Here is a 20,648-nt window from a genome sequence, read left to right on the forward strand (position 1 = left end):
CGCGTGTCTAGCGGGTCCGATTGGACCCGACACGCGCTAGGCCGGTGGTTCCAGCCCCGCGAACGCCGCTTCCGCCTGATCCAGGTTTCCATAGACGAAATCGTAGCAATCGCACTGGTCAATCAGCCTGGTCAGGGCCATGAATCCCTTTTGTCCCAAGGGGCTGTAATTGATGGCATTGCTACCCACCTCGATACAGGTCTGTCCCTTGGAGCGAGCGGTAAAGCGCGCTTCGGCGCCTTCTTCGTAGCGCGGAAAGATCACCCAGGCCGGGGCGTCGCGGTCATGCTTGCGCAGCACGCTATCGGTGGGCGCCTTCATCAGGGCGACCGTTCCCTTGCCCGTATCATGCACCGGCGCGCTGAACACGCTATCGGAGGCGAATCCCTTGATCACGTCGATGGACTTGTTTTTCAGGCTGACCGGGCGGACCAGCGGGCTGACGGAGCCGTCCACCAAGGAAATCAGCGCCAGCTCGTCGGAGAAAAGCCGCCAGCCCCGATGGACCAGTCCCGCGCATAGAGTGCTTTTTCCCGACCCCGGGGGCGCGGGCAGAATGGCCACCCGCCCTGCTTTTTCGATGGCGGCGGCATGCAAAATCAAGAAATGATGCCCATGGACATTGGCGCACCAGTTCAATCCCCACTCCATAAGTGGCAGGGCTTGCGCCTTGGGCAGCGTATTGAAGGCGCTCCAGCCATCGAAAGAGAAGGCCACCTGTGGCTTGAACCAGTGGCGCAGACCCGGCGCCGGTTCCACTGAAACATGGAAGTCGGAAAAGCCGTCTTCGTCACCCAGCGGATAATCCCGATAGAGCGTGGCGATTCCCTCATGGATCAGCGCCAAGGGGGAATAGAGCCGCATGATGAACGGGCCGGTGCGCAGGGCAAGCCCGTCACCTTTCAGCTTACCGACGATTTCGTCATCCGACAGGTCCGACAACCGCATCATTGAGCCTCCAAGGCCAGGAGGTCCATGCGGCGGAATTGAGCCAAAATGACCGCTAGCCACTCCTGGAACTCTTCGCGTTCATCGTCTGAAACCGCCAAATGCTCCGCCACCAGCCCCTCGAATTCGTCGCGAGGGCACAGCCCGCCCGCCGCTTCGAGACAGACGAGCACTTCGGCGGCATTGGATTCGAGGAGATGGGTGTGACCGGAGGCGTCGTCATAGACGACCACCTCGTCATTCCAGGTTTTCCATGACAGACGAGCAAATAGCCGCACGACATTCCGCAACGGCTCTTCCGGGTCCTGCATGGGGGGAATATTCCGGTCAAAGGCGACCGGGGCGAGGGCTCGGTGCCCACCCCGGTGCCGGTTGATCAGTGGAAGGTCTGCTGGATAAAGGCGACGACCGTCTGGGCGTCCCAATCAATGCCGATGGCCGGAACCGAATAGCGACCGGTGGTGACAATCTGCCGGCCCATGTCGGCCACCTGAGCGGAGGTCATGACATAGCGGACACTGGGGTCATAGCCGCTGGCATTGAGATAAGCCGCAATGATATGGGCCGCGAACTGATAGCGGTCTTCATTTCCGTCAAGCCACAGCGCTTCGCACAGGGTCTTGTCAGAGTTCCAATAGCCGGAACCATCCATCCAAACGCCGCCGAAGGTCGCGGAGAATGAAATCCCGGCCCAACTGGCATTTTCACAGCCACTGTTGCCACCACTACCAGCGACCTGGGTAGAGAGGTCGTCGTTACCGCTGCCACCGATCATTTCATCCTTGGCGGTTTCATTGGCGGTGTTTTTCCAACCACCCGGCGACAGTCCGTTACAATCCTGTTCGTTGCCCGCGGACCGGGTCACATCGGCCAGAGCCGAGGCATAGGCCGAAGGCGTACAGACTTCGGCAAAGGCCGACCGACTGGCCAAGCTCATCACCACCGGGGCGGTCACCAGAGCGCCGGAGCCGGTCATGAACCGCCGCCGCAGTTTGAGTTTCGAGCCACCGTCGACCAATTTCTGATCCGCGCTGTCCCCAACTTCGGGGGTAGGCGCTTGAGAGGTATCTTTATTTTCCATATCCGAGCCGCTCGCTTATAAAATGATGTAATGGATCTCTACCATACTACTAAGCAAAAATCACACCAATTTTACCAACCCCCTATGATTAAAGGGAAAACGTTATATTTCTCGGGTTGGCAATCGCTGGTATGGCAAGAATCCCGACAGTTTCCACGCCCCAACGGCGCTCGGCTTTACACATAGCGACCCGGCGGGAGAAAACCAACCTATTCGAACCCCACCTCCGGACAAAAAAAATGCCGCCATTTCTGGCGGCATTTCCGACCCGTTTGAGAGGGTCATCCTTGGAACGGGGCAACGTTCCTAGATCATGGAGCGGCGACGCATCCAGAGCATCAGCGCCAGACCGAAACCGAACAGGGCCAGCGTGCCGGGTTCGGGAACCTGACCACCGCCACCGGCATGCCGGTTACCGGAGATGTTATCAATGGCGCCGGAACCGCCCATTTCGATGCGGAAGCGGCTCACACCCTCGACGTTGAACACGATCTGAGTCCAGCCGTTGTCGCCGGTGTCAACCATGTGCCAGTGATCATCGTTGGTGTCATCATTGGTGATGAGTTGCTCGACCACCGAGCCATCGTTCTGCACCACGTCGGTCCAGAAGTAGATTTCGGCATTGTCGTTGTTCTCGGCGCCTTCGATGTCGAAGAAGTCGATGCTGGTGATATCGACCAGTTCGGAAAACTCAAACTCAAAGAAACCGGCGGGACGGGAGCCTTCATCATCGGGAGTGTTGCAGATGCCGTCGTCACAGCCGTAGTCATTCTCCTGGATGATCAGGACGTTACCGGGGTTGTAACCGTCATTGGGATTGGTGTTGTAGGTATTACCGTCAAAACCGGCCCAAAGGTCCTGGTCACGCGGGCGGCAGCGCTCACGGTCCGGGGAATCGGGGCCGGTATCGAAAACCACGCCGTAATCCCAGTTGCCATTGTTGCTGCCAAAATTCTCGCCGTAGTTCTGGGTCCGGACCTGGACGCCCACGTCGGAAAGACCGGGCAGGCCATTGAAGCCGCCGCCCAGAGCATATTCGTTGTCAACGATCTGGCCATGGACCATGTCGTTACCATTGCTGTCGTCCTCGAACCCGATGGTCCAATCAGACGCCGGTCGCGAGTAGTTGCTGCTTGAGCCTTCATTGTTGTCACCGCAGTTCACTTGATAGTGAGCTTGGGCGGTGGACACCATGACCAGCGAGAGCAAGCAACCCGCCGTGATGTAACCTAACTTAGACATTGCCCCGTCCTTTTCGAACTGAATTTCGTGCTTACGCAATAATTAATCCTTGCCATACGGCAGTTCAACCAATCAATAAGCAAACCATATGCCACAAGATTTTTTCATCATCATATCAATAGGTTAAATAATATCGGCAATCCGGGCGATCCCCCCGAACCAGGGAATTGTAAAGCATCTCGACAGATCTTGTAACAATCCTTTGCGGTCTCCGTCGATTCCCCTGCCTAGGAAGAATATTCGCTGCATTCTCAATGACTTGCGGATCCCGGCCCCACTGTCAAGAAAGCCGACAGACCCGGAGGCCAAAGCCATCAATTCATTCCCAATTCTTTGCGCAAGGCATCGAACTCATCGCCCAAGGAGGCTCCCTTGGCGGCGCTGATGATGGCTTTCATTTCCTTGCGGGCTTCGTCCAAACGGCCCAACCGCTGAAGCGTTGCCGCAAGATGGAATCGGATCTCCAGGCGGTCCCCGCCCCGGGCATGGGCATCCCGCAACAAAGCCAGTCCGCGCTCTGTCTCTCCTTGACGGACGAGAAGCCAGCCAAGCGTATCAATGACGGATGGGTTTCCAGGCGCCAGCTTATAGGCCTTCTCCGCCATCTCACGGGCCTGTGGATTGCCGGTCTCATCATAAAGCCAGGCCAGATTATTCAAGGTTTCCACGCTGTCGGGCTTATCCACCAGCAGCAATTTGGCCTCCGCGATGGCATCGTTCAACCGCCCTTCCTTGATATAGGCGCCGACCAGCGTTCGCCGGACCAATCGGTCCTTGGGATTCTGCGCGGCCCATTGAACCATCCGGTCAATCAGTTGGGGCCGCTGTCCGATTCTCTCTCCCGCCAGGAATATGCGAACCAAGAGTCCGGCCCCCGGAGAGAGCTCAAAGGCTTTTTCATAGGCCGTGACGGCCTCTTGGATTTCGGACCGGCGCAGGTGGTCGTCGCCCAACAAGGCCCAACCGATGGCTTTCTCGGGATTTTTGCGCAGCAAGTCATCAATACGGGCCTTGATGCGATCAGTTTTTCCCAATTGATATTCGAGCTCGATAATGGCGACCAGCAATTCTGTATTGGTGGGAAAGGTGACCACGGCACTGCTCAAGGTTTTGAGGGCGCCGTCCAGGTCAGCCGCCTTTTTTTGCAGTTGCGCCACCTTCATCATGGCAGACGCGGAATCCCGGGAATGATCCAGCATGTTCTTGAAAGCGTTGGCCGCGCGGGCCGTGTTTCCCGCTTCGAGTTCGGCACGCCCCAGGAGTTCCAGAAGCTGGTATCCGGCGTCATGTTTTGCGCGAGCTTCCCGTGCCGCCAGGACGGCTTTTTCCGTCAAACCGTGCAAAAGCAGCGCGCGGATGAGGTAGATTTTCGGGGCCAGCACCCCTGGCGCCGCGGCAACCGCTTTTTCCAACCAGCGGACCTGCTCATCCTTGTCTTTTCTCCTGGCTGCGATGTTGGACAATTCCAAAATGACATTGAGATCAAACTCGTTTCGGTCCAGCAGCAGTTTGAAATCTCTTTCCGCCGCCGCCAAATTGTTTTCCAGCATATTGAGACGCGCCAGATTAACCCTTGGAACCCGCAATTTCGGATTGATTTCCAGAGCCTTGGAAAAATTACGTATGGCGGTCTTCCGGTCACCCAGACCGATATGCGCCGCGCCGAGGAGATTGAAGAGTTCAGGGTCGTCTGGCGTTGATTCCAAGGCAAGGTTCGCCGCCTCGACCGCCTCTTTGAACTCGCCCGCCCTCAGATGAATCATGGTCAGCAGAACACCGGGGCTGACTTGATCCAGTTTGGCGCCCAACGTTTCGCGCAGCATGGCCAACCCGGTCTCCCGGTTACCGCTGCCGATTTGGCTCATGCCGAGGCGGGCTTGGAGATCGGACCGGTCCGGCGCGGCCTCAATGGCCTGTGTGAGAAGCTCGTTGGCTTCGGTAAACCGCTTGGTTCTCAAAAGGGCCTTGGCCAATGCACCGATCAAATCGGAATCCTGGGGCCGCAGCCTCACCACCGGGCGCATGATCCCGACGGCTTCGGCAAAACGTCCCTCCTTGTTCAGCATGGTGCCCAGCGCCTTGCGCGCAAAGGGATTGAATGCGTCCACGTGAATGGCCTGAACAAGGTTGGTGTGGGCGAGATCCGTATCACCATTGGTCAGATATATCAGCGAGGAGATCACCAAGGCATGGGCATCGCCATCCAGAAGCCCCGGGTCCATGGAGCGGAGTTGGTCTGCGGCCAACTCGATGGCCAGCTTGGCTTCCTTGGTCTGTCCTTGGGATTCCAGGTACCGAGCCCACCAATACTGAAGATGGGGATCATGGGGATCGTATTTCCGAACATATTCCAAATCCCCCTTGGCTTGCGCAGCGGCTCCCATATCGATCAAGACCGCCGCGCGATAGGTGCGGGCCGCCAGGTGACGCGGTTGCACGGCAATGGCGCGGCTGAAGTGATCGAGTGCCGGTCTTAATTTGCCTCGGCCGCGCTCCAATTCGCCCCTCTCGTACCAAGCGTCAGCCATATCGGGATACTTGTCCGTGGCTTGCTTGAGGAATTCCTCCGCCTCGTCCCATTTGCCGCGGGCTTTTCGGACGCGGGCCAAACCGACCGTTGCCGATCCGCGCCCCGGCTGGATCCGCAGCGCCGCCAGGAACTCGCCCTCGGCGTCCTTCAAATGCCGCAGCAGGAAATGCGCCTTGCCGCGCAGGGTCAATACACCGGCTTGCACTTTTTTGGGCCATCCGGTGGCGCGCAGGTTGTCCAAAACCTCAAAGAATTTGCCCTGTTGAATGAGGGCCTCGCCGAGAGCCTCGATCACTAGAGATTGATCCGCGCCGATATCCAATGCCCGGCGCAGCTCCTTTTCGGCAGACTCGCCATCACCGATCACAAGATAGATCCGCCCCAATAACAGCCGGGACGGCAGATGATCGGGATTGCTGCGCAAAACGTTTTTGAGGTGAATGACCGAGGTTCGTAGATTCCCAGACTGAAAGTCTTTCTGGGCATCTTCAAACTTGCCCGAGGGCTGGATTTCGATGGAGGTCGCTGCAAGCGCCGCCCCATCTATGGCCGTCAGAGCCCCACCGAGTAGAACCGCAAGGACCATGGGTCCGATGCGGGAAGCGGTGATTCGGGTAGTGAAGGTCATGGCTTTTTCGTCCTCGGTCAATCGGGTGGGGCATCCTAAACCGACTACCGCTCCCGGAAAAGGGGGTCAGGTGTTCAAGAAACGTTGCTGATCTCCGTCCAGAACCAAACAGGTCAGACGATTACTACCATAAGCGCCGGTATCGATCCCGATGCGATTGCGTCGCCGGTCGGGTTCGGGGGTAATGCTGTGGCCATGCACCACGACCGCCCCGAAATCCCCTCGTCCGGACAGAAACGGATCGCGGATCCAAAGCAAGTCGTGCTCTTGCTGCTCTTCCAAGGGAACCCCGGGCCGCACCCCCGCATGAGCAAAAAAATAATCCCCCAGCCAATGGCTGGGACTCAATTGGTGAAGGAATTCCAAATGCTCCTTGGGCACCACCGCGCGGAGGTTTTCCGCCAGGATGGCGAATCGGTCCGACATGGGCGCTTCCGGCGACAAGGCCTGTCCGTAGCTTTCCGCCGTTTCCCTTCCGCCATATTGGAACCAGGGCGGCCCGTATTCGCCGTTTTCGACGAACTCCAGGAACATGGCTTCATGATTGCCTTTGAGATAAACCACCTCGGTGGTCGGAGGCGGGGTCAGCAACAGATCCAGCACGCCCCGACTATCGAATCCCCGATCCACGTAGTCACCCAGATAAATCAGCACCGACCGCTCCATCCCCCCAGCCCGCAGGTCTTCTTCGATCAGGCCGTGCAGGCGCAGGAGGAGGTCGGAACGCCCGTGAATATCCCCCACTGCATAGACCCGCGTCCCGTCGGGCACACGGGGCGCTTTTCCGGCGGGGGTTGCCGATGACATGAATCGGTTGAACAGGTCTTTCAGGACCATTTCTTGGGCAACTCCCGGGATGCTGGGCCCATGATGTAGGCGGGCCGCCCCCTAGCCGCAATAGCAAAAGCGCCGCGCCGCATCGGTGCTCGCCTCTCGGGGGTGTTTCTGGCATAGTGGCGCCCAGCGCTCAGACCATCCGATAGGCGAACCGTTTCATGGACAAAATCGAGTTATTGGCCGACTCCCCGTTCTTCGCGGAGGCCGCCCCCGCGACCCGCGAGGCCATTGCCGAGGCAGCCGAGGAAATCTCCCTGGCCAACGGCGAAATCCTGTTCAGCTCGGGAGACCAGGCGGATTCCATATATCTCATTCTAGAAGGCGCGCTAAAGCTGGAGCTTCCCACTGAATCCGGTTCAAGGGTTCTCGGACACCCCGGCCCCGGACGCACAGTGGGCATCATTCCGTTGCTCGGCGAAGGAACCCGCGTGGCAACGGCCTATGCCGAGGGAGCCACAAAAGTTCTCAAGATTTCCTCGACCATGATGGAACGGCTGACAGACTCGTTGGGCGACGCCATGACGCCGGTGATCGAGGCTCTTTCCAACCGCCTCATGCGTCGACGTCTGGGTATGGTTCTCCGCGACAGCGAGAAGTTTGGCAGCCTTCCCGAGAGCATTCTCAACGACCTCGAAGGCCGGGTTGACATGATCAACGTGGCCAGTGGCGAAACCGTCTGTTCGGCTGGTGATGATAGCGATGCTCTGTATATCGTGGTCACGGGGCGACTGCGGATCTGGACACCGGATGCTGGGTCGGGCAACAGCCTGCTCAGCGAAGTGGGCGCCGGGGCGAGTGTCGGCGAGATGGGCGTGATTACCGGCAATCCGAGAGCCGCCGACGTTCGAGCCGTCCGCGATTCGACTCTGGCGAAACTCCCCGCCGCCCATCTGCACGATCTGCTCAGCCGCTATCCAGAAGAAATCAACCGGCTGTTCGTCGGAGTCATTGTCGGGCACTTCATGGGGACCGGGACCAAGCGCGCCAAGGCCCGCAATACCGCCGCGACCTTTGCCCTGATTCCCGTTCGCGCTGGTTTGCCCCTACGCGATATCGGCGAGACCCTGAAAAAGTCACTCGATGCCCATGGCAGTTCCATCATCATGGACAGCGAGCGGTGCGAACGGCTTCTTGAGCGCCCCGGCATCGCCCAACTCCCCTTCGACGATACCCGCAACGGTTCGTTTCTGGGCTGGCTCAACGAACAGGAATCCCAGGCTGATTTCGCCATCTATTTGGCTGATTCGGATACCAGCAATTGGTCTCATCGCTGCCTGCGTCAGGCGGACCACGTGCTGTTTGTCGGCAAGGGCGGCGATTCACCGGATATCGGGGATATCGAAGGAGCCTTGTTGAAAACGCCGCTGCAAGGAGTCCGCAAAACCCTGCTGCTGGTCCATGCTCCAGAGACCAAGGTTCCCCAAGGCAGCCTGGCTTGGTTGGAAGCAAGGCAGGTGGGTCTGCATCACCATGTGCGCTTGGGCGACGACGCCGATTTCGACCGCCTCGCCCGCTTCCTGACCGGGCGCGCCGTCTCGCTGGTATTCGGCGGCGGCGGGGCGCGCGGCTTCGCCCATGTGGGCGTGATGCGCGCGTTGCAGGCCAACGGCATTCCCATTGATTTGGTGGGCGGGACCTCCATGGGCGCCCTGATCGGTTCTCAGACCGCCATGCAGCACCCGGCCGATCAGATCTTGGAAGATACGGTGAAACTCTGCCTGGATGGGGATGAGATGACCGTGCCCATGGTCTCGCTGTTCACCGGCAAGAAGTTCTCCGCCGGAGTGCGGCGGATTTGCGGCGAGCATACGGTGGAAGACCTCTGGCACCGCTACTACAGCGTTTCGTGCAACATCAGCCGCGCCAAGGTTCGGGTCCATGACCGGGGACCGCTCTATCGCGCCGTGTTGGCCAGCAATACACCGCCGGCTCTGTTCCCGCCGTTCATCGAGGATGGCGATCTGCATGTGGACGGAGCGCTGCTCAACAATCTGCCGGTGGACATCATGCAGCGTTACAACGAAGGTGGCCAGATTATCGCCGTTGACGTGGATCCACAAAATGACATGACCACCATCGACCCCTACGAAGGTGGCTTGTCCGGCTGGCAAGTGCTCGGCGCCAAGCTCAATCCCTTCGCCCAGAAGATGAATGTTCCCAACCTGGGGTCCATCGTCGCCCGCGCCACGGCCATCGGCGGCATCGCCCAATACAAAAACACCTTGGCGGGCCTGGCCGATCTATACTTGTCGCCACCCACCGGCGACTTCGCCATCATGGCCTACAAGGACGGCCCGAAAATCGCCGACATGGCCTATGACTACGCCATGCCGGTGATCGAAGAGTGGCGGAAGGCCAACGGGGCAGCTTAAAGTATCCGTCTTGATCAAGGACTGATTTCGGCCCATTTACGATTGTCGCGCAAGAGGGCGTTAGCAAGGATCCCGAGCTTTCGGATGATGGCGGGGAGCGCGACCTTGGGGGGTTTTCCTGCGGTGATCAAGGCGTCGTACTTCTGCTTCATATGGGGATTGTGTCGCATGGCGACGAGGGTCGCCATGTAGACGGCCTGTCTGACATGAGCGCGGCCACCGCGGATATGTCGCCTGCCCTTGAAGGAGCCGCATCGGCGATCCAGCTGTGCAATGCGGCCCAACCTTGGCGGTCATTGCCGAATTTCCGTCCATTGCTCTGGGGGTGGAGATAGGCATCGAGGGATGCCTTGGAGACGTCGATTCCGACGACGGTTGGTGTATACTGGTTCATCTTGACCATGGTCCTGTGCTTGTCATGCGGGGCGCGATCCCCTGGCATCCTTGAGCTTACAGCCCTTGGACAAGCTCAGGGTGAGGCTAACATGTTGAAAGTTCAAAGGCCCTCGTGCTGAGCTTGTCGAAGCATGTGTCGCCACGCGCTCAAAATCGGACTTTCTCAGCAGCCTGTTAGAGACCCGAACCGACCGCGATGGCCGCAATGACGCCCACAATGCCCGCGAACACAACGCCGTTGATCAGGCCGCTGCTGGCCCGGTTGGGCAAGGCATGACGCTGGACGGTGCTGAGGTGGCAGTAGCCCGCGGGCCGTCTGAAACCCCAGGCGAATCCCACCGCAAAAGCGGCGGCTGCAAAGATCACGATGGTGCCCATTGACTCTCCAGTCTGCTCTATGAGGGGCTATAACATATCTATTGCTCAGGCGTGAAGCTTTTCACGATAGCGCGAACGCGCCATCATGATCGTCGGATGAGGGATAGATATCATCGACGTGATTCATGGATGTTGGGGCGGGCTGGCTACCGCTCAGGCTTTAAAATTTGCCGTTTTCATTTTTCCACGCCCTGCGTGGGGCGATGGTTTCGATGGTGTCCCAATGCTCGACAAGCCTGCCGTCAGAGACCCGAAAGAGATCGTAGAAAGCACTATGGGCGCCGCCAAAATAACCCTCGCTGACACCCAGGACAAAATTGCCCTCCGCCAGAACACGATGAACCCGACGGTAGTCCGGTGACTTGTGACCTGAATCCGAAGCTTCTAGATCACGTCGTGTTTGATCGGATTCGATCAAACATGAAAAACGTGATCGATTCCAATAAGGTCGCGCGTGTCTAGCGGGTCCGATTGGACCCGACACGCGCTAGGGCTTGCCGCAATGTGGAAAGGTCGTCACCGCGATGCGGGCTGTGTTCGGCGAAAACGTCTTGGTTGACGAAATCCGGCAAGCGATCCAACCGGCCCTCGACCAGCACGGTTTCCAGGTAGGATCGAACCAGGAACCGGTTGGGTTCGGTCTGTTCAAGATCGACCGCCTCGGTGGGGCCATCCACCATGCTGCGACCGGATGGATTGAGCGCCTGTCTTGCCTGGATGTTGTCCCAGTGCTCCACCGCCTGTCCCTCTTCGAAGCGGAACACTTCGAAACCGATATTCCGGCGCGAGAAGTCATATTCCGTATGGGCGAAAACGAAATCGCCGTCTTCGAATGCCCGCACGATATTGACCCGGGGAGAAGTCTTCGAAAGCCGCTGAAACAGCTCGGCCAGCCCTTCGCTTCCTTCATGGGTTTGAGGGTTGTGCTGAACGTATTTTGCTTCGTTGACCACAGCGACAGGGCCCGGGTCGCCTGTCTCGATGCTTTTCAGCAGGGCCCTTATGCGATCTTTGTTTGCCAAGGTCATTGTCCATCACTCCATTAGGGAGAGAAAAGCGATTTACTGTTTGTAGAGACGGGGTCCCATCTATAGCCTCATAAGCCTAGCCGCGCGGCAACTGACTGAATAGAGAAGAGAGGGACCGATGTCGTCGGAGATCGTTTTTTATGGGTCGTTGTCCAGCCCCTATTGCTACTTGGCTCTGGACCGCCTTGATAAGATCGCCCGCGACACACGCGTCTCGATCATCATGCGCCCGGTGCTGCCGGGAGTCCTGCGTATGACGGATTTCTGGACCGACACGCCCCGGATGGAATTGGTCTATTTCGATATTGATGTGGCCCGGACAGCGGATTTTTTGGGTCTTTCCTACGGCGAGCCCGCGCCGAGTCCGGTTGCCTGGGTTGAAGGCGGCGTCTGGAAGCCGGGTCCGGACCAACGGCGAGCCTTCCGGCTCTACAACTTGCTTTTTCAAGCACATCAGCGATCCAAGGGATACGATCTCTATGCCTCCTTGATGCGCCTGATCTGGTCCGGACAAACGACGGGATGGGATGAAGCGCCGCACCTATCCGGTTGTCTTGAGGCCTGTGGGCTGTCCGCCGACCTGATCGAGCAGCCCGACATGTTGACCAAGGACGCGGAAAGCCATTTTGCGTCGAACCAGAAGGCTTTGCTTGAGTCCGGTCATTGGGGGGTGCCGACGTTTTCTTGGAACGGAGAACCGTTTTTCGGCCAAGACCGGTTGGATCAGCTTCTCTGGCGGATCGAAAGCTCTCGAGTCTGAAGGACGAGATCCCGCGTCATGGCGACACCCCCCAGACAGCGTCTCGTTCAAAGGGGATCCTATCCAATTTCCGCCGCCCTCAAGATTGTTTTCCCCTGCCTGTTCAGCGGGTTCCATGGAACGCCAAAGGCTTAAGCAGGCTGCTGAATAAGTGTTGTCCGACGGCCCGCTTCGCCCTTCGTCCCTCGACAAGCTCGGGATGAGGAAGCTCAAGGTGAGGCTAACAGGTTGAAAGGTCAAAGGCCCTTATGCTGAGCTTGTCGAAGCATGTGTCGCCACAGGCTCGAAATCGGACCTTTTCAGATGGCGGTAATCGAGCAGTCAGGGATTGCCTAGATCACGTCGTGTTTGATCGGATTCGATCAAACATAAAAAACGTGATCGATTCCAATAAGGTCGCGCGTGTCTAGCGGGTCCGATTGGACCCGACACGCGCTAGACAGTCAGCTGGTCTCCACACTCGGTCTTGATCAAGTATCCGGGTCAATTCCTGGACATGGAACAGAGGAGACCAGCTATGGAGTATTTTGTTGGAATGGACGTATCGATGGCAAGCATTTCGATCTGTGAGATTGATGCAAAGGGAACCGTCATTCGCGAAGGCAAGGTGTCAAGCACACCCGAGGCGGTCGCCACTTGGCTCGAGGAAAGCGGGCGTGGCTTTGCGCGAATTGGGTTGGAAGCTGGCCCTCTGGCGCCTTGGCTGTACGCAGGACTGTCCAGTCGGGGCCTCCCTGTGATTTGTATCGAGACCCGGCAAATGAAGGCCTTTGCCAGCGCCAGCCCAGTCAAGACGGACCGTCGCGACGCCCGCTCGATCAGGTCGGCGGACAGAACCGGTTTGTACCGCGCGACCCACGTCAAGACCGCGCGCAGTCAGGAGCTCCGGATGGTGCTGACCCATCGGGAGACCCTGGTTCATCAGGTCCGTCAGTTGTCCAATACGGTACGAGGAACATTGAAAGCTTTCGGCCTCAAGGTCGGTATGGCGCGCGGACGCCTTTTCGCGGCGCGGGTTCGGGAATTGACGGCTGATAACCCGCACCTCAGCGCAGCCGCCGAGCCGCTCTTGCTTGCGCGCCAAGCCTTGCTCGAACAACTCGACAAGCTCGACCGGCAGGTTCATGCCGCTGCGCGCGATGATAGCGTTTGCCGGCGCCTGATGACCGTTCCCGGCGTCGGCCCGGTTACCGCCCTCGCTTTCAGGACAGGACTCGACGTGCCGGAACGGTTTCAAAAGTCGGTCATGGTCGGCGCCCACTTCGGGCTTGTCCCACGCAGATACGCCTCGGGAGAGCAGGACCGAAGCGGCCCCATCAGCAAGTGCGGAGATGCCATGGTTCGTTGGCTTTTGTTCGAGGCCGCCAATGCACTTCTCACTCGAACCCGCCGTTGGTCCTGGCTCAAACACTGGGGGCTCGCGGTCGCCAAAAGGCGCGGGATGAAACGCGCCAAGGTCGCCGTTGCCCGGCGTCTCGCCGTAATCATGCATCGCATGTGGATCGACGGCACGGACTTCCAGTACCGCAAGGAGGAGACCGCCATCTAAACACAACGAAAACCGAGATCGCCTGAAGGGCGGCCAGGACGCGTGGCGACGCGCGGGGCTCGGATGACAGCGCGCAGGCTGCAGTGGCGTAAGACCACGCTTTTCAGATTGCTGCACCCGATCCCCCTTGATCCCCATCATGCGGCGACGACGTCGACCGCGGACAGAAGCAAAGGGCGCCACATAACCCAGGTTCAAACCGACGGCTTGGAAATCAGCTTGACTCAAATGACTCGATTACAGAAGCAGCCTGTTAGGTGGTTGACGGCATTTGCTCGATGATATCGGCCACGGAGCGGGCGTCGGTTTCAGAGTCGCGAACCAATTGATCAAAATGATTTGTCAGCGCCTGAATCTGACGGTTTTCCCGAAAGGCCATATAGTAGCGGCCGATATAAACCACAGCCACCAGCGGACCGAATATGGTGAGGGGAGAAGAAAAAACGACCTTGGAATCATAAAGATACATCCGTAATGAGGGGTACAAGTTACGGCATTTCTCTGCCATATATTCAATCTGTTCCCGGCGCGCGGCTTTGGGGAGCCCCCGCCAATAGCCCTCTCCCCGGCTGAGGGATTCCACCCACTCCCGCGATACACAAATCTCATAATCCGAACCTGGTCTATGCAGCCATTTGGCCTTATCCCGAACGGCGGCGACGGCTTGTTCAGGGGTTTTGTCGAGGAACCTTGCATACTCGAAACCGATGACCGCATCCGTTTTCAAAATGTCCGGCAACGTCGCCGGTACATGGCGGATTTTGTACCCGGCGGACTCCCGATGCCATTCGTCTATCTGGGCATCCGTCGGCGTGCGATCCGCTTCGGTCATGCGGAATGACGCATCAAGCAGATCAGCGGTGGTTTCGCTCCTTTCGGTCAAAGCCAGCAGCCAGTCAACGCTGACACCCAGCGCCACCGCGCATTCCGCCGCGAGATGGGCGTTAGGAAGGCGGGTTTCATCCTCGCTCAGCAACTGCGCAATGGTAGACCGGTCCACGCCGGTGGTGCGCGCCAAAGCGCTGCGGCTCAAAGAATTGCGTTTCATCGCAAGGTCGAGGCGCGTTCGGAAAACGTGAGCCCGTTCGAGTTTATCCATGCGCTATAAATATCACCTATGTTTAATAAAAACAACAAATGATAAAAATCACTGCGTAAACGCAATATTACCGCGCTTCGTGATTTTTGCTATTGAGAGGGCAGGGGCCCGCAAGGAACAATGGAAATGGACTCGGCAACGCGCACGATCGTGAAATCCTTCTCATGGCAAGCCATGGGAATGGTGACCATGACGGCCATCAGCTATCCCCATACCGAGTCATTGATGAGTGCCCTGACACTGGCCCTCACCTCATCCGCAAGCGGGTTCGTGTTCTTCTTGATGCACGAGAGAATTTGGAATGTCATACGGTGGGGGCGCAAGTAAGCCGACCTCATAGCCGTTTTTGACCATTCGGAGGGCGGCCCCGTGAACCCTACTTGGCGGGCTTGAAGGCCGCTTTTTCAACCAATACCGGGTAGAAATAGCCCATGCCGAAATCGACATCGAGTTTCACGGTCCCGGTTGCCGAGATCTCGTCGCCTACCTTTGCCGTTTCCTGGCTGGTGAAGATCACCTTGCCGGTTTTGCCGGAACCCGTGCCATCCTGCATATGGATAAAATTGCGTTTCATAATGTCGTTGTTCACCTTGACAACCTGACCGGTGACAGTGACTTGTTTGCCGCCAAGCTCACTCCGTTTGGCATGCAAATCAGCGACGGTCACAAGTTCAGCCGACATGGCGGTGGAAGGGAGGGTAAAAGCGGTTAGTGCCAATACAATGAGAGATTGAGCTGCGGTTTTCATTGAAAAATCCTGAAAAATAGGGGCAAAGCGCATCATCCCATTGTCGCCATGAGAGATCAAGGAGCAGAGGCGAATTGCCGCCAATACGCCGCCACACGAGATCACGTCGTGCTTGATCGGATTTGATCAATCACGAAAAAAGTGGTCGATTCCGATAAAGTCGCGTGTGCAACGGGTCCGATTGGATCCGGCGGGCGCCAACAGGCTGCTTCTGTAATCGAGTCTTTTGAGTCAAGCTGATTTCCAAGCCGTCGGTTTGAACCTGGGGTATGTGGCGCCCTTTGCTTCTGTCCGCGGTCGACGTCGTCGCCGCATGATGGGGATCAAGGGGGATCGGGTGCAGCAATCTGAAAAGCGTGGTCTTACGCCACTGCAGCCTGCGCGCTGTCATCCGAGCCCCGCGCGTCGCCACGCGTCCTGGCCGCCCTTCAGGCGATCTCGGTTTTCGTTGTGTTTAGATGGCGGTCTCCTCCTTGCGGTACTGGAAGTCCGTGCCGTCGATCCACATGCGATGCATGATTACGGCGAGACGCCGGGCAACGGCTACCTTGGCGCGTTTCATCCCGCGCCTTTTGGCGACCGCGAGCCCCCAGTGTTTGAGCCAGGACCAACGGCGGGTTCGAGTGAGAAGTGCATTGGCGGCCTCGAACAAAAGCCAACGAACCATGGCATCTCCGCACTTGCTGATGGGGCCGCTTCGGTCCTGCTCTCCCGAGGCGTATCTGCGTGGGACAAGCCCGAAGTGGGCGCCGACCATGACCGACTTTTGAAACCGTTCCGGCACGTCGAGTCCTGTCCTGAAAGCGAGGGCGGTAACTGGGCCGACGCCGGGAACGGTCATCAGGCGCCGGCAAACGCTATCATCGCGCGCAGCGGCATGAACCTGCCGGTCGAGCTTGTCGAGTTGTTCGAGCAAGGCTTGGCGCGCAAGCAAGAGCGGCTCGGCGGCTGCGCTGAGGTGCGGGTTATCAGCCGTCAATTCCCGAACCCGCGCCGCGAAAAGGCGTCCGCGCGCCATACCGACCTTGAGGCCGAAAGCTTTCAATGTTCCTCGTACCGTATTGGACAACTGACGGACCTGATGAACCAGGGTCTCCCGATGGGTCAGCACCATCCGGAGCTCCTGACTGCGCGCGGTCTTGACGTGGGTCGCGCGGTACAAACCGGTCCGCATCGCCTGGCTGATCAAGCGGGCGTCGCGACGGTCCGTCTTGACTGGGCTGGCGCTGGCAAAGGCCTTCATTTGCCGGGTCTCGATACAAATCACAGGGAGGCCCCGACTGGACAGTCCTGCGTACAGCCAAGGCGCCAGAGGGCCAGCTTCCAACCCAATTCGCGCAAAGCCACGCCCGCTTTCCTCGAGCCAAGTGGCGACCGCCTCGGGTGTGCTTGACACCTTGCCTTCGCGAATGACGGTTCCCTTTGCATCAATCTCACAGATCGAAATGCTTGCCATCGATACGTCCATTCCAACAAAATACTCCATAGCTGGTCTCCTCTGTTCCATGTCCAGGAATTGACCCGGATACTTGATCAAGACCGAGTGTGGAGACCAGCTGACTGTTTAGGCAATCCCTGACTGCTCGATTACCGCCATCTGAAAAAGTCCGATTTCGAGCCTGTGGCGACACATGCTTCGACAAGCTCAGCATGAGGGCCTTCGAACTTTCAACATGCCAGCCTCACCCTGGCATCCTTGAGCTTACAGCCCTTGGACACTTTCTTCATAAGACAAGCCTTTAGCCCAATGCGCCGACAAGGCCCTCGAACATGGCGCGGCCATCGGTGCCGCCGAGTGCCGGGTCGGCGAGCCGTTCCGGGTGCGGCATCATGCCCAGCACGTTCCCACGCTGGTTGGTCAGTCCAGCGATGTTGTTGCAACTGCCATTGGGGTTATGGGTGTCGTCCACCGTTCCATCGGCGGAACAATAGCGGAAGGCCACCTGGCCATTGCCCTCGACGCGCTTGAGGGTCTCTTCATCGGTGAAGTAGTTGCCGTCGTGATGGGCGACGGGAATGCGGATCACTTCGCCCTTTTCGTAGCCGGTGGTAAAGGGCCCATCGGTCTTTTCCACCGACAGCCAGACATCACGGCACAGGAACTTGATGTCCCGGTTGCGCATCAGGGCGCCGGGCAGCAGACCGGCCTCGGTCAACACCTGAAAGCCGTTGCAGACACCGAGCACATGCACCCCCCGCTCGGCGGCCTTTTTGACTTCGGCCATGATCGGCGAATGGCTGGCCATGGCGCCACAGCGCAGATAGTCGCCATAGGAGAACCCGCCGGGCACGGCGATCAGGTCCACGTCGGGCAGTTCGGTGTCCCGGTGCCAGACCATGCGGGGCTCTTCACCCATGGCATTGCGGAGAGAAACCTGCATGTCCCGATCGCAATTGGAACCGGGGAAGACGATGACGGCGGCTTTCATGGGCTTACCCCATCTCGATGGCGTAATTTTCGATCACCGTGTTGGCGAGCAGTTGCTTGCACATCTCCTCCACCTGCGCCTTGGCCTTGGACTCGTCGGTCTCGGCCAGGTCCAGTTCGATGATCTTGCCCTGGCGGGCGCTGTCCACGCCGCCGAAACCCAGGGAGTCCAGCGCATGTTCGATGGCTTTTCCCTGCGGGTCCAGGACGCCGTTTTTCAAGGTGACGGTGACTTTGGCTTTCATGGCATCTGTCCTTGATTCTACTGTACGGCCTCGGGGCCCTTCAGATCGGCGGGGCCGCTTTCGGGCAAAATGCCGAGGCGGCGGGCCACTTCCTGATAGGCTTCTTCCACCGATCCCAGGTCGCGGCGGAACCGGTCCTTATCCATTTTCTCGTTGGTGGAAACGTCCCACAGGCGGCAGGAGTCCGGGCTGATCTCGTCAGCCAGGACGATGCGCATCTGCTCGTTCTCCCACAGGCGGCCAAACTCCAGCTTGAAGTCCACCAGCTTCAGGCCGATGCCATAGAACATCCCCGACAGGTAATCGTTGATGCGCAGGGACAGGGCGAGGATCTCGTCCAGTTCCTGCGGTGTCGCCCAACCAAAGGCAGTGACATGTTCCTCGGCGATCAACGGATCATCCAACTCGTCGTTCTTATAGCAATACTCGACGATGGAGCGCGGCAGCGGGGTGCCTTCCTCGATGCCCAGGCGCTTGGAAATAGATCCGGCGGCCACATTGCGAATGATCACTTCCACCGGCACGATTTCCACCTGGCGGATCAACTGCTCGCGCATATTCAGGCGGCGGAGGAAGTGGGTCGGCACCCCCATCTCGCCCAGACGCATCATCAAAAACTCGGAGATGCGATTGTTCAGCACCCCCTTGCCGGTGATGGTGCCTTTCTTCTTGTTGTTGAAGGCGGTGGCGTCGTCCTTGAAGTACTGAACGATGGTCCCGGGCTCTGGTCCTTCGAACAAAACCTTGGCCTTGCCTTCATAGATTTGCCTGCGTCGCGCCATGGCGAAAAATCCCGATGTATGGATGAAAGGCTCCCTATAGCAGGAGTCCCCCGATGGGGCAACGACCACGGCAGGGGTGGTCGTCCAGTCCGCTTGGTATAAGATGGAGAAAAGATCCGGGAGGCCATCCGTGCCGCGTTTGTGGGACCACATCTGGCAGACGCCTGACGATTATCGCATTGTCACCGCCTTGTTCCTCAAAGGCCTGGCGATCGTCTATGCCATTGCCTTTGCTTCCCTGGCGGTGCAGGTCCAGGGGCTGGCGGGCAGCGACGGCATGTTCCCCATCGCCGACCAACTGGCCGGGGCGGAGGCGCAACTGGGCTGGTCGCGGTTTTTGCGCGTGCCTTCGGTCTTCTGGCTGGCCGATGGGGATTGGGCCTTGAGCGCGGCGGCCTGGGCCGGGGTGGCTTTGTCGGTCCCTTTGCTGCTCGGCCGCTATCGGCAGGCTTCGCTGATCGGGCTGTTCGTGCTCTATCTGAGTCTGCAACAGGCAGGCACGATCTTCCTACATTTCCAATGGGACTATCTGATCCTGGAGGCGGGGTTTCTGGCCATCTTCCTGGCCAACGGCGGTTCGCGGCTGGTGATCTGGATGATGCGCTGGCTGCTGTTCCGGCTGCGCTTTCTGTCGGGCATTTCCAAGATCATCAGCGGCGATCCCTCCTGGATCGGCCTGACCGCGCTGACCGCCTATTTCGAGACCCAGCCGCTGCCCCACATCGGCGCCTGGTATGCGCACCAGCTGCCCCAATGGATGCTGCAAGGGGGCACGCTGGCCACCCTGGTCATCGAGATTGCGGTGCCGTTTTTGTTCCTGGCGCCGCGACGCTGGCGCATGGTGGGGGCCGGGCTGACCATCCTCATGCAGGTGCTGATCATCGCCACCAGCAACCACAATTTCATTAACTTGCTGACCATCCTACTCTGCCTGTTTTTGTTTGATGATCAGGCGTTGCGCGCGGTGCTGCCGCGCTGGAGTCTCGCGTCGGCTCGCCAGAAGGTCGGCGGACTGCATAAAATGGTATTCGGCCCCTTGGCGGCGCTGATTATCCTGGTCAGCCTGCTGCAATCCACTTCCATGGTCACCGGCTGGCGTCCGGGCGGATGGGTTCAGGCATTGGTGATGCAGGTGGAATCGTTCCGCATCGCCAATCTCTACCACGTCTTCCCGACCATGAAGATGGAGCGGCTGGAAGTGGTCATCGAATGGTCCATGGACGGCGAAACCTGGCAGCCGCTGGAACTGGCCCATCGGCCCGGCGATCCGGCCCGGGCGCCCGGCTTTGTCATGCCCCATCAACCGCGCCTGGACTGGCTGATCTGGTTCGTGCCGCCGCAGGATCCGGTGTTCATGATTTTCTATCGCCGTTTCATGGAAAAGCTGCTGGAAGGCAGCCCTTCGGTGCTCGCCCTGTTGCCGGACGACAGCTTCAAGGACGGGCCGCCCCAGTTCCTGCGCGCGTCTCTTTGGCAGTACCGCTTTACCGATCCGGCAACCCGGGCCCGCACCGGCGACTGGTGGACCTTGGAATGGCGGGCGCCGTTCCCGCCCTGGCCTTATATGCAAAACACCCATCAACCCCATACCTGACCC

The 20,648-nt window shown here is 58.8% G+C and carries 21 protein-coding genes; 5 read left to right on the plus strand and 16 right to left on the minus strand.

All coding sequences use genetic code 11. The annotated features are described in order from the left end of the window. Window positions 1-36: 36 nt before the first annotated feature. The 6 genes from MGMAQ_RS04405 to MGMAQ_RS04435 all read right to left on the minus strand — a co-directional run bounded on the left by MGMAQ_RS04405 (window position 37) and on the right by MGMAQ_RS04435 (window position 7,266). Complete coding sequence (locus tag MGMAQ_RS04405; RefSeq protein ID WP_198409156.1) at window positions 37-951, minus strand: HprK-related kinase A; 915 nt, start codon at window positions 949-951, stop codon at window positions 37-39. After that, window positions 948-1,259: an HPr-rel-A system PqqD family peptide chaperone gene (locus MGMAQ_RS04410; RefSeq protein ID WP_046020591.1), complete on the minus strand. Its 312-nt coding sequence runs from the start codon at window positions 1,257-1,259 to the stop codon at window positions 948-950. The genes MGMAQ_RS04405 and MGMAQ_RS04410 overlap by 4 nt, the downstream gene beginning before the upstream one ends. 65 nt (window positions 1,260-1,324) lie before the next feature. Next, window positions 1,325-2,029, minus strand: coding sequence for a hypothetical protein (locus MGMAQ_RS04415; RefSeq protein WP_046020592.1), 705 nt, complete (start codon window positions 2,027-2,029; stop codon window positions 1,325-1,327). Window positions 2,030-2,335: 306 nt separating this feature from the next. Further along, entirely contained in the window at window positions 2,336-3,271 is a 936-nt protein-coding gene (locus tag MGMAQ_RS19285) for a PEP-CTERM sorting domain-containing protein (protein WP_148560843.1), read from the minus strand. Window positions 3,272-3,585: 314 nt separating this feature from the next. Next, window positions 3,586-6,429 (minus strand): XrtA/PEP-CTERM system TPR-repeat protein PrsT, encoded by a 2,844-nt coding sequence (gene prsT, locus MGMAQ_RS04430; RefSeq protein WP_148560844.1) that lies wholly within the window; start codon window positions 6,427-6,429, stop codon window positions 3,586-3,588. Between the two features lie 66 nt (window positions 6,430-6,495). Then, window positions 6,496-7,266, minus strand: coding sequence for a metallophosphoesterase family protein (locus MGMAQ_RS04435; protein ID WP_065814673.1), 771 nt, complete (start codon window positions 7,264-7,266; stop codon window positions 6,496-6,498). Between the two features lie 158 nt (window positions 7,267-7,424). On the opposite strand from MGMAQ_RS04435, the gene MGMAQ_RS04440 reads away from it, so the two are divergent. Beyond that, a complete protein-coding gene (locus MGMAQ_RS04440; protein ID WP_046020595.1) occupies window positions 7,425-9,638 on the plus strand; it encodes a cyclic nucleotide-binding domain-containing protein in 2,214 nt (737 codons plus the stop codon). Between the two features lie 14 nt (window positions 9,639-9,652). Here MGMAQ_RS04440 and MGMAQ_RS21500 read toward each other — a convergent pair whose 3' ends face one another. The 4 genes from MGMAQ_RS21500 to MGMAQ_RS20055 all read right to left on the minus strand — a co-directional run bounded on the left by MGMAQ_RS21500 (window position 9,653) and on the right by MGMAQ_RS20055 (window position 11,440). Further along, the gene (locus MGMAQ_RS21500; protein ID WP_052716111.1) at window positions 9,653-9,922 is read right to left on the minus strand and encodes a transposase; all 270 of its coding nucleotides are present in this window, start codon (window positions 9,920-9,922) and stop codon (window positions 9,653-9,655) included. A gap of 286 nt (window positions 9,923-10,208) precedes the next feature. Next, window positions 10,209-10,412 carry a hypothetical protein gene (locus MGMAQ_RS04450; RefSeq protein WP_046020596.1) on the minus strand — a complete coding sequence of 68 codons (204 nt, stop codon included), beginning with the start codon at window positions 10,410-10,412 and terminating at the stop codon, window positions 10,209-10,211. 160 nt (window positions 10,413-10,572) lie between these two features. Further along, window positions 10,573-10,830, minus strand: a complete 258-nt coding sequence (locus MGMAQ_RS21270; RefSeq protein ID WP_198409157.1) for a hypothetical protein — start codon at window positions 10,828-10,830, stop codon at window positions 10,573-10,575. Window positions 10,831-10,870: 40 nt separating this feature from the next. Next, a complete protein-coding gene (locus MGMAQ_RS20055) occupies window positions 10,871-11,440 on the minus strand; it encodes a nuclear transport factor 2 family protein (protein ID WP_082085263.1) in 570 nt (189 codons plus the stop codon). Between the two features lie 118 nt (window positions 11,441-11,558). Here MGMAQ_RS20055 and MGMAQ_RS19290 point away from each other — a divergent pair, with 118 nt between their 5' ends. Both MGMAQ_RS19290 and MGMAQ_RS04470 read left to right on the plus strand, forming a co-directional pair. Continuing rightward, entirely contained in the window at window positions 11,559-12,200 is a 642-nt protein-coding gene (locus MGMAQ_RS19290) for a DsbA family protein (protein ID WP_052716112.1), read from the plus strand. Window positions 12,201-12,717: 517 nt separating this feature from the next. After that, window positions 12,718-13,749: an IS110 family transposase gene (locus tag MGMAQ_RS04470; protein ID WP_046020598.1), complete on the plus strand. Its 1,032-nt coding sequence runs from the start codon at window positions 12,718-12,720 to the stop codon at window positions 13,747-13,749. A 253-nt stretch (window positions 13,750-14,002) separates the two neighbouring features. Here MGMAQ_RS04470 and MGMAQ_RS04475 read toward each other — a convergent pair whose 3' ends face one another. After that, a complete protein-coding gene (locus MGMAQ_RS04475; protein WP_198409158.1) occupies window positions 14,003-14,797 on the minus strand; it encodes a helix-turn-helix transcriptional regulator in 795 nt (264 codons plus the stop codon). Between the two features lie 201 nt (window positions 14,798-14,998). Between MGMAQ_RS04475 and MGMAQ_RS04480 the strand changes: the two genes are divergently transcribed. Further along, window positions 14,999-15,175, plus strand: coding sequence for a DUF2061 domain-containing protein (locus MGMAQ_RS04480; RefSeq protein WP_158498771.1), 177 nt, complete (start codon window positions 14,999-15,001; stop codon window positions 15,173-15,175). Between the two features lie 49 nt (window positions 15,176-15,224). On the opposite strand, the gene MGMAQ_RS04485 is transcribed toward MGMAQ_RS04480, so the two are convergent. From MGMAQ_RS04485 to purC, 5 genes are all read right to left on the minus strand, one after another. After that, window positions 15,225-15,632: a hypothetical protein gene (locus MGMAQ_RS04485; RefSeq protein WP_082085265.1), complete on the minus strand. Its 408-nt coding sequence runs from the start codon at window positions 15,630-15,632 to the stop codon at window positions 15,225-15,227. Between the two features lie 418 nt (window positions 15,633-16,050). Continuing rightward, the gene (locus tag MGMAQ_RS04490; RefSeq protein WP_046020119.1) at window positions 16,051-17,082 is read right to left on the minus strand and encodes an IS110 family transposase; all 1,032 of its coding nucleotides are present in this window, start codon (window positions 17,080-17,082) and stop codon (window positions 16,051-16,053) included. 253 nt (window positions 17,083-17,335) lie between these two features. Then, a complete protein-coding gene (gene purQ / locus MGMAQ_RS04495) occupies window positions 17,336-18,025 on the minus strand; it encodes a phosphoribosylformylglycinamidine synthase subunit PurQ (protein WP_046020601.1) in 690 nt (229 codons plus the stop codon). Window positions 18,026-18,029: 4 nt separating this feature from the next. Further along, window positions 18,030-18,269, minus strand: coding sequence for a phosphoribosylformylglycinamidine synthase subunit PurS (gene purS / locus MGMAQ_RS04500; RefSeq protein WP_046020602.1), 240 nt, complete (start codon window positions 18,267-18,269; stop codon window positions 18,030-18,032). 17 nt (window positions 18,270-18,286) lie between these two features. Then, window positions 18,287-19,051 (minus strand): phosphoribosylaminoimidazolesuccinocarboxamide synthase, encoded by a 765-nt coding sequence (gene purC, locus MGMAQ_RS04505; RefSeq protein WP_046020603.1) that lies wholly within the window; start codon window positions 19,049-19,051, stop codon window positions 18,287-18,289. Between the two features lie 130 nt (window positions 19,052-19,181). On the opposite strand from purC, the gene MGMAQ_RS04510 reads away from it, so the two are divergent. Further along, window positions 19,182-20,645, plus strand: coding sequence for a lipase maturation factor family protein (locus MGMAQ_RS04510; protein WP_158498772.1), 1,464 nt, complete (start codon window positions 19,182-19,184; stop codon window positions 20,643-20,645). The last annotated feature ends 3 nt before the right edge of the window (window positions 20,646-20,648 follow it).

It is taken from the genome of Magnetospira sp. QH-2, assembly GCF_000968135.1.
In the GTDB taxonomy this organism is placed as follows: Bacteria; Pseudomonadota; Alphaproteobacteria; order Rhodospirillales; family Magnetospiraceae; genus Magnetospira.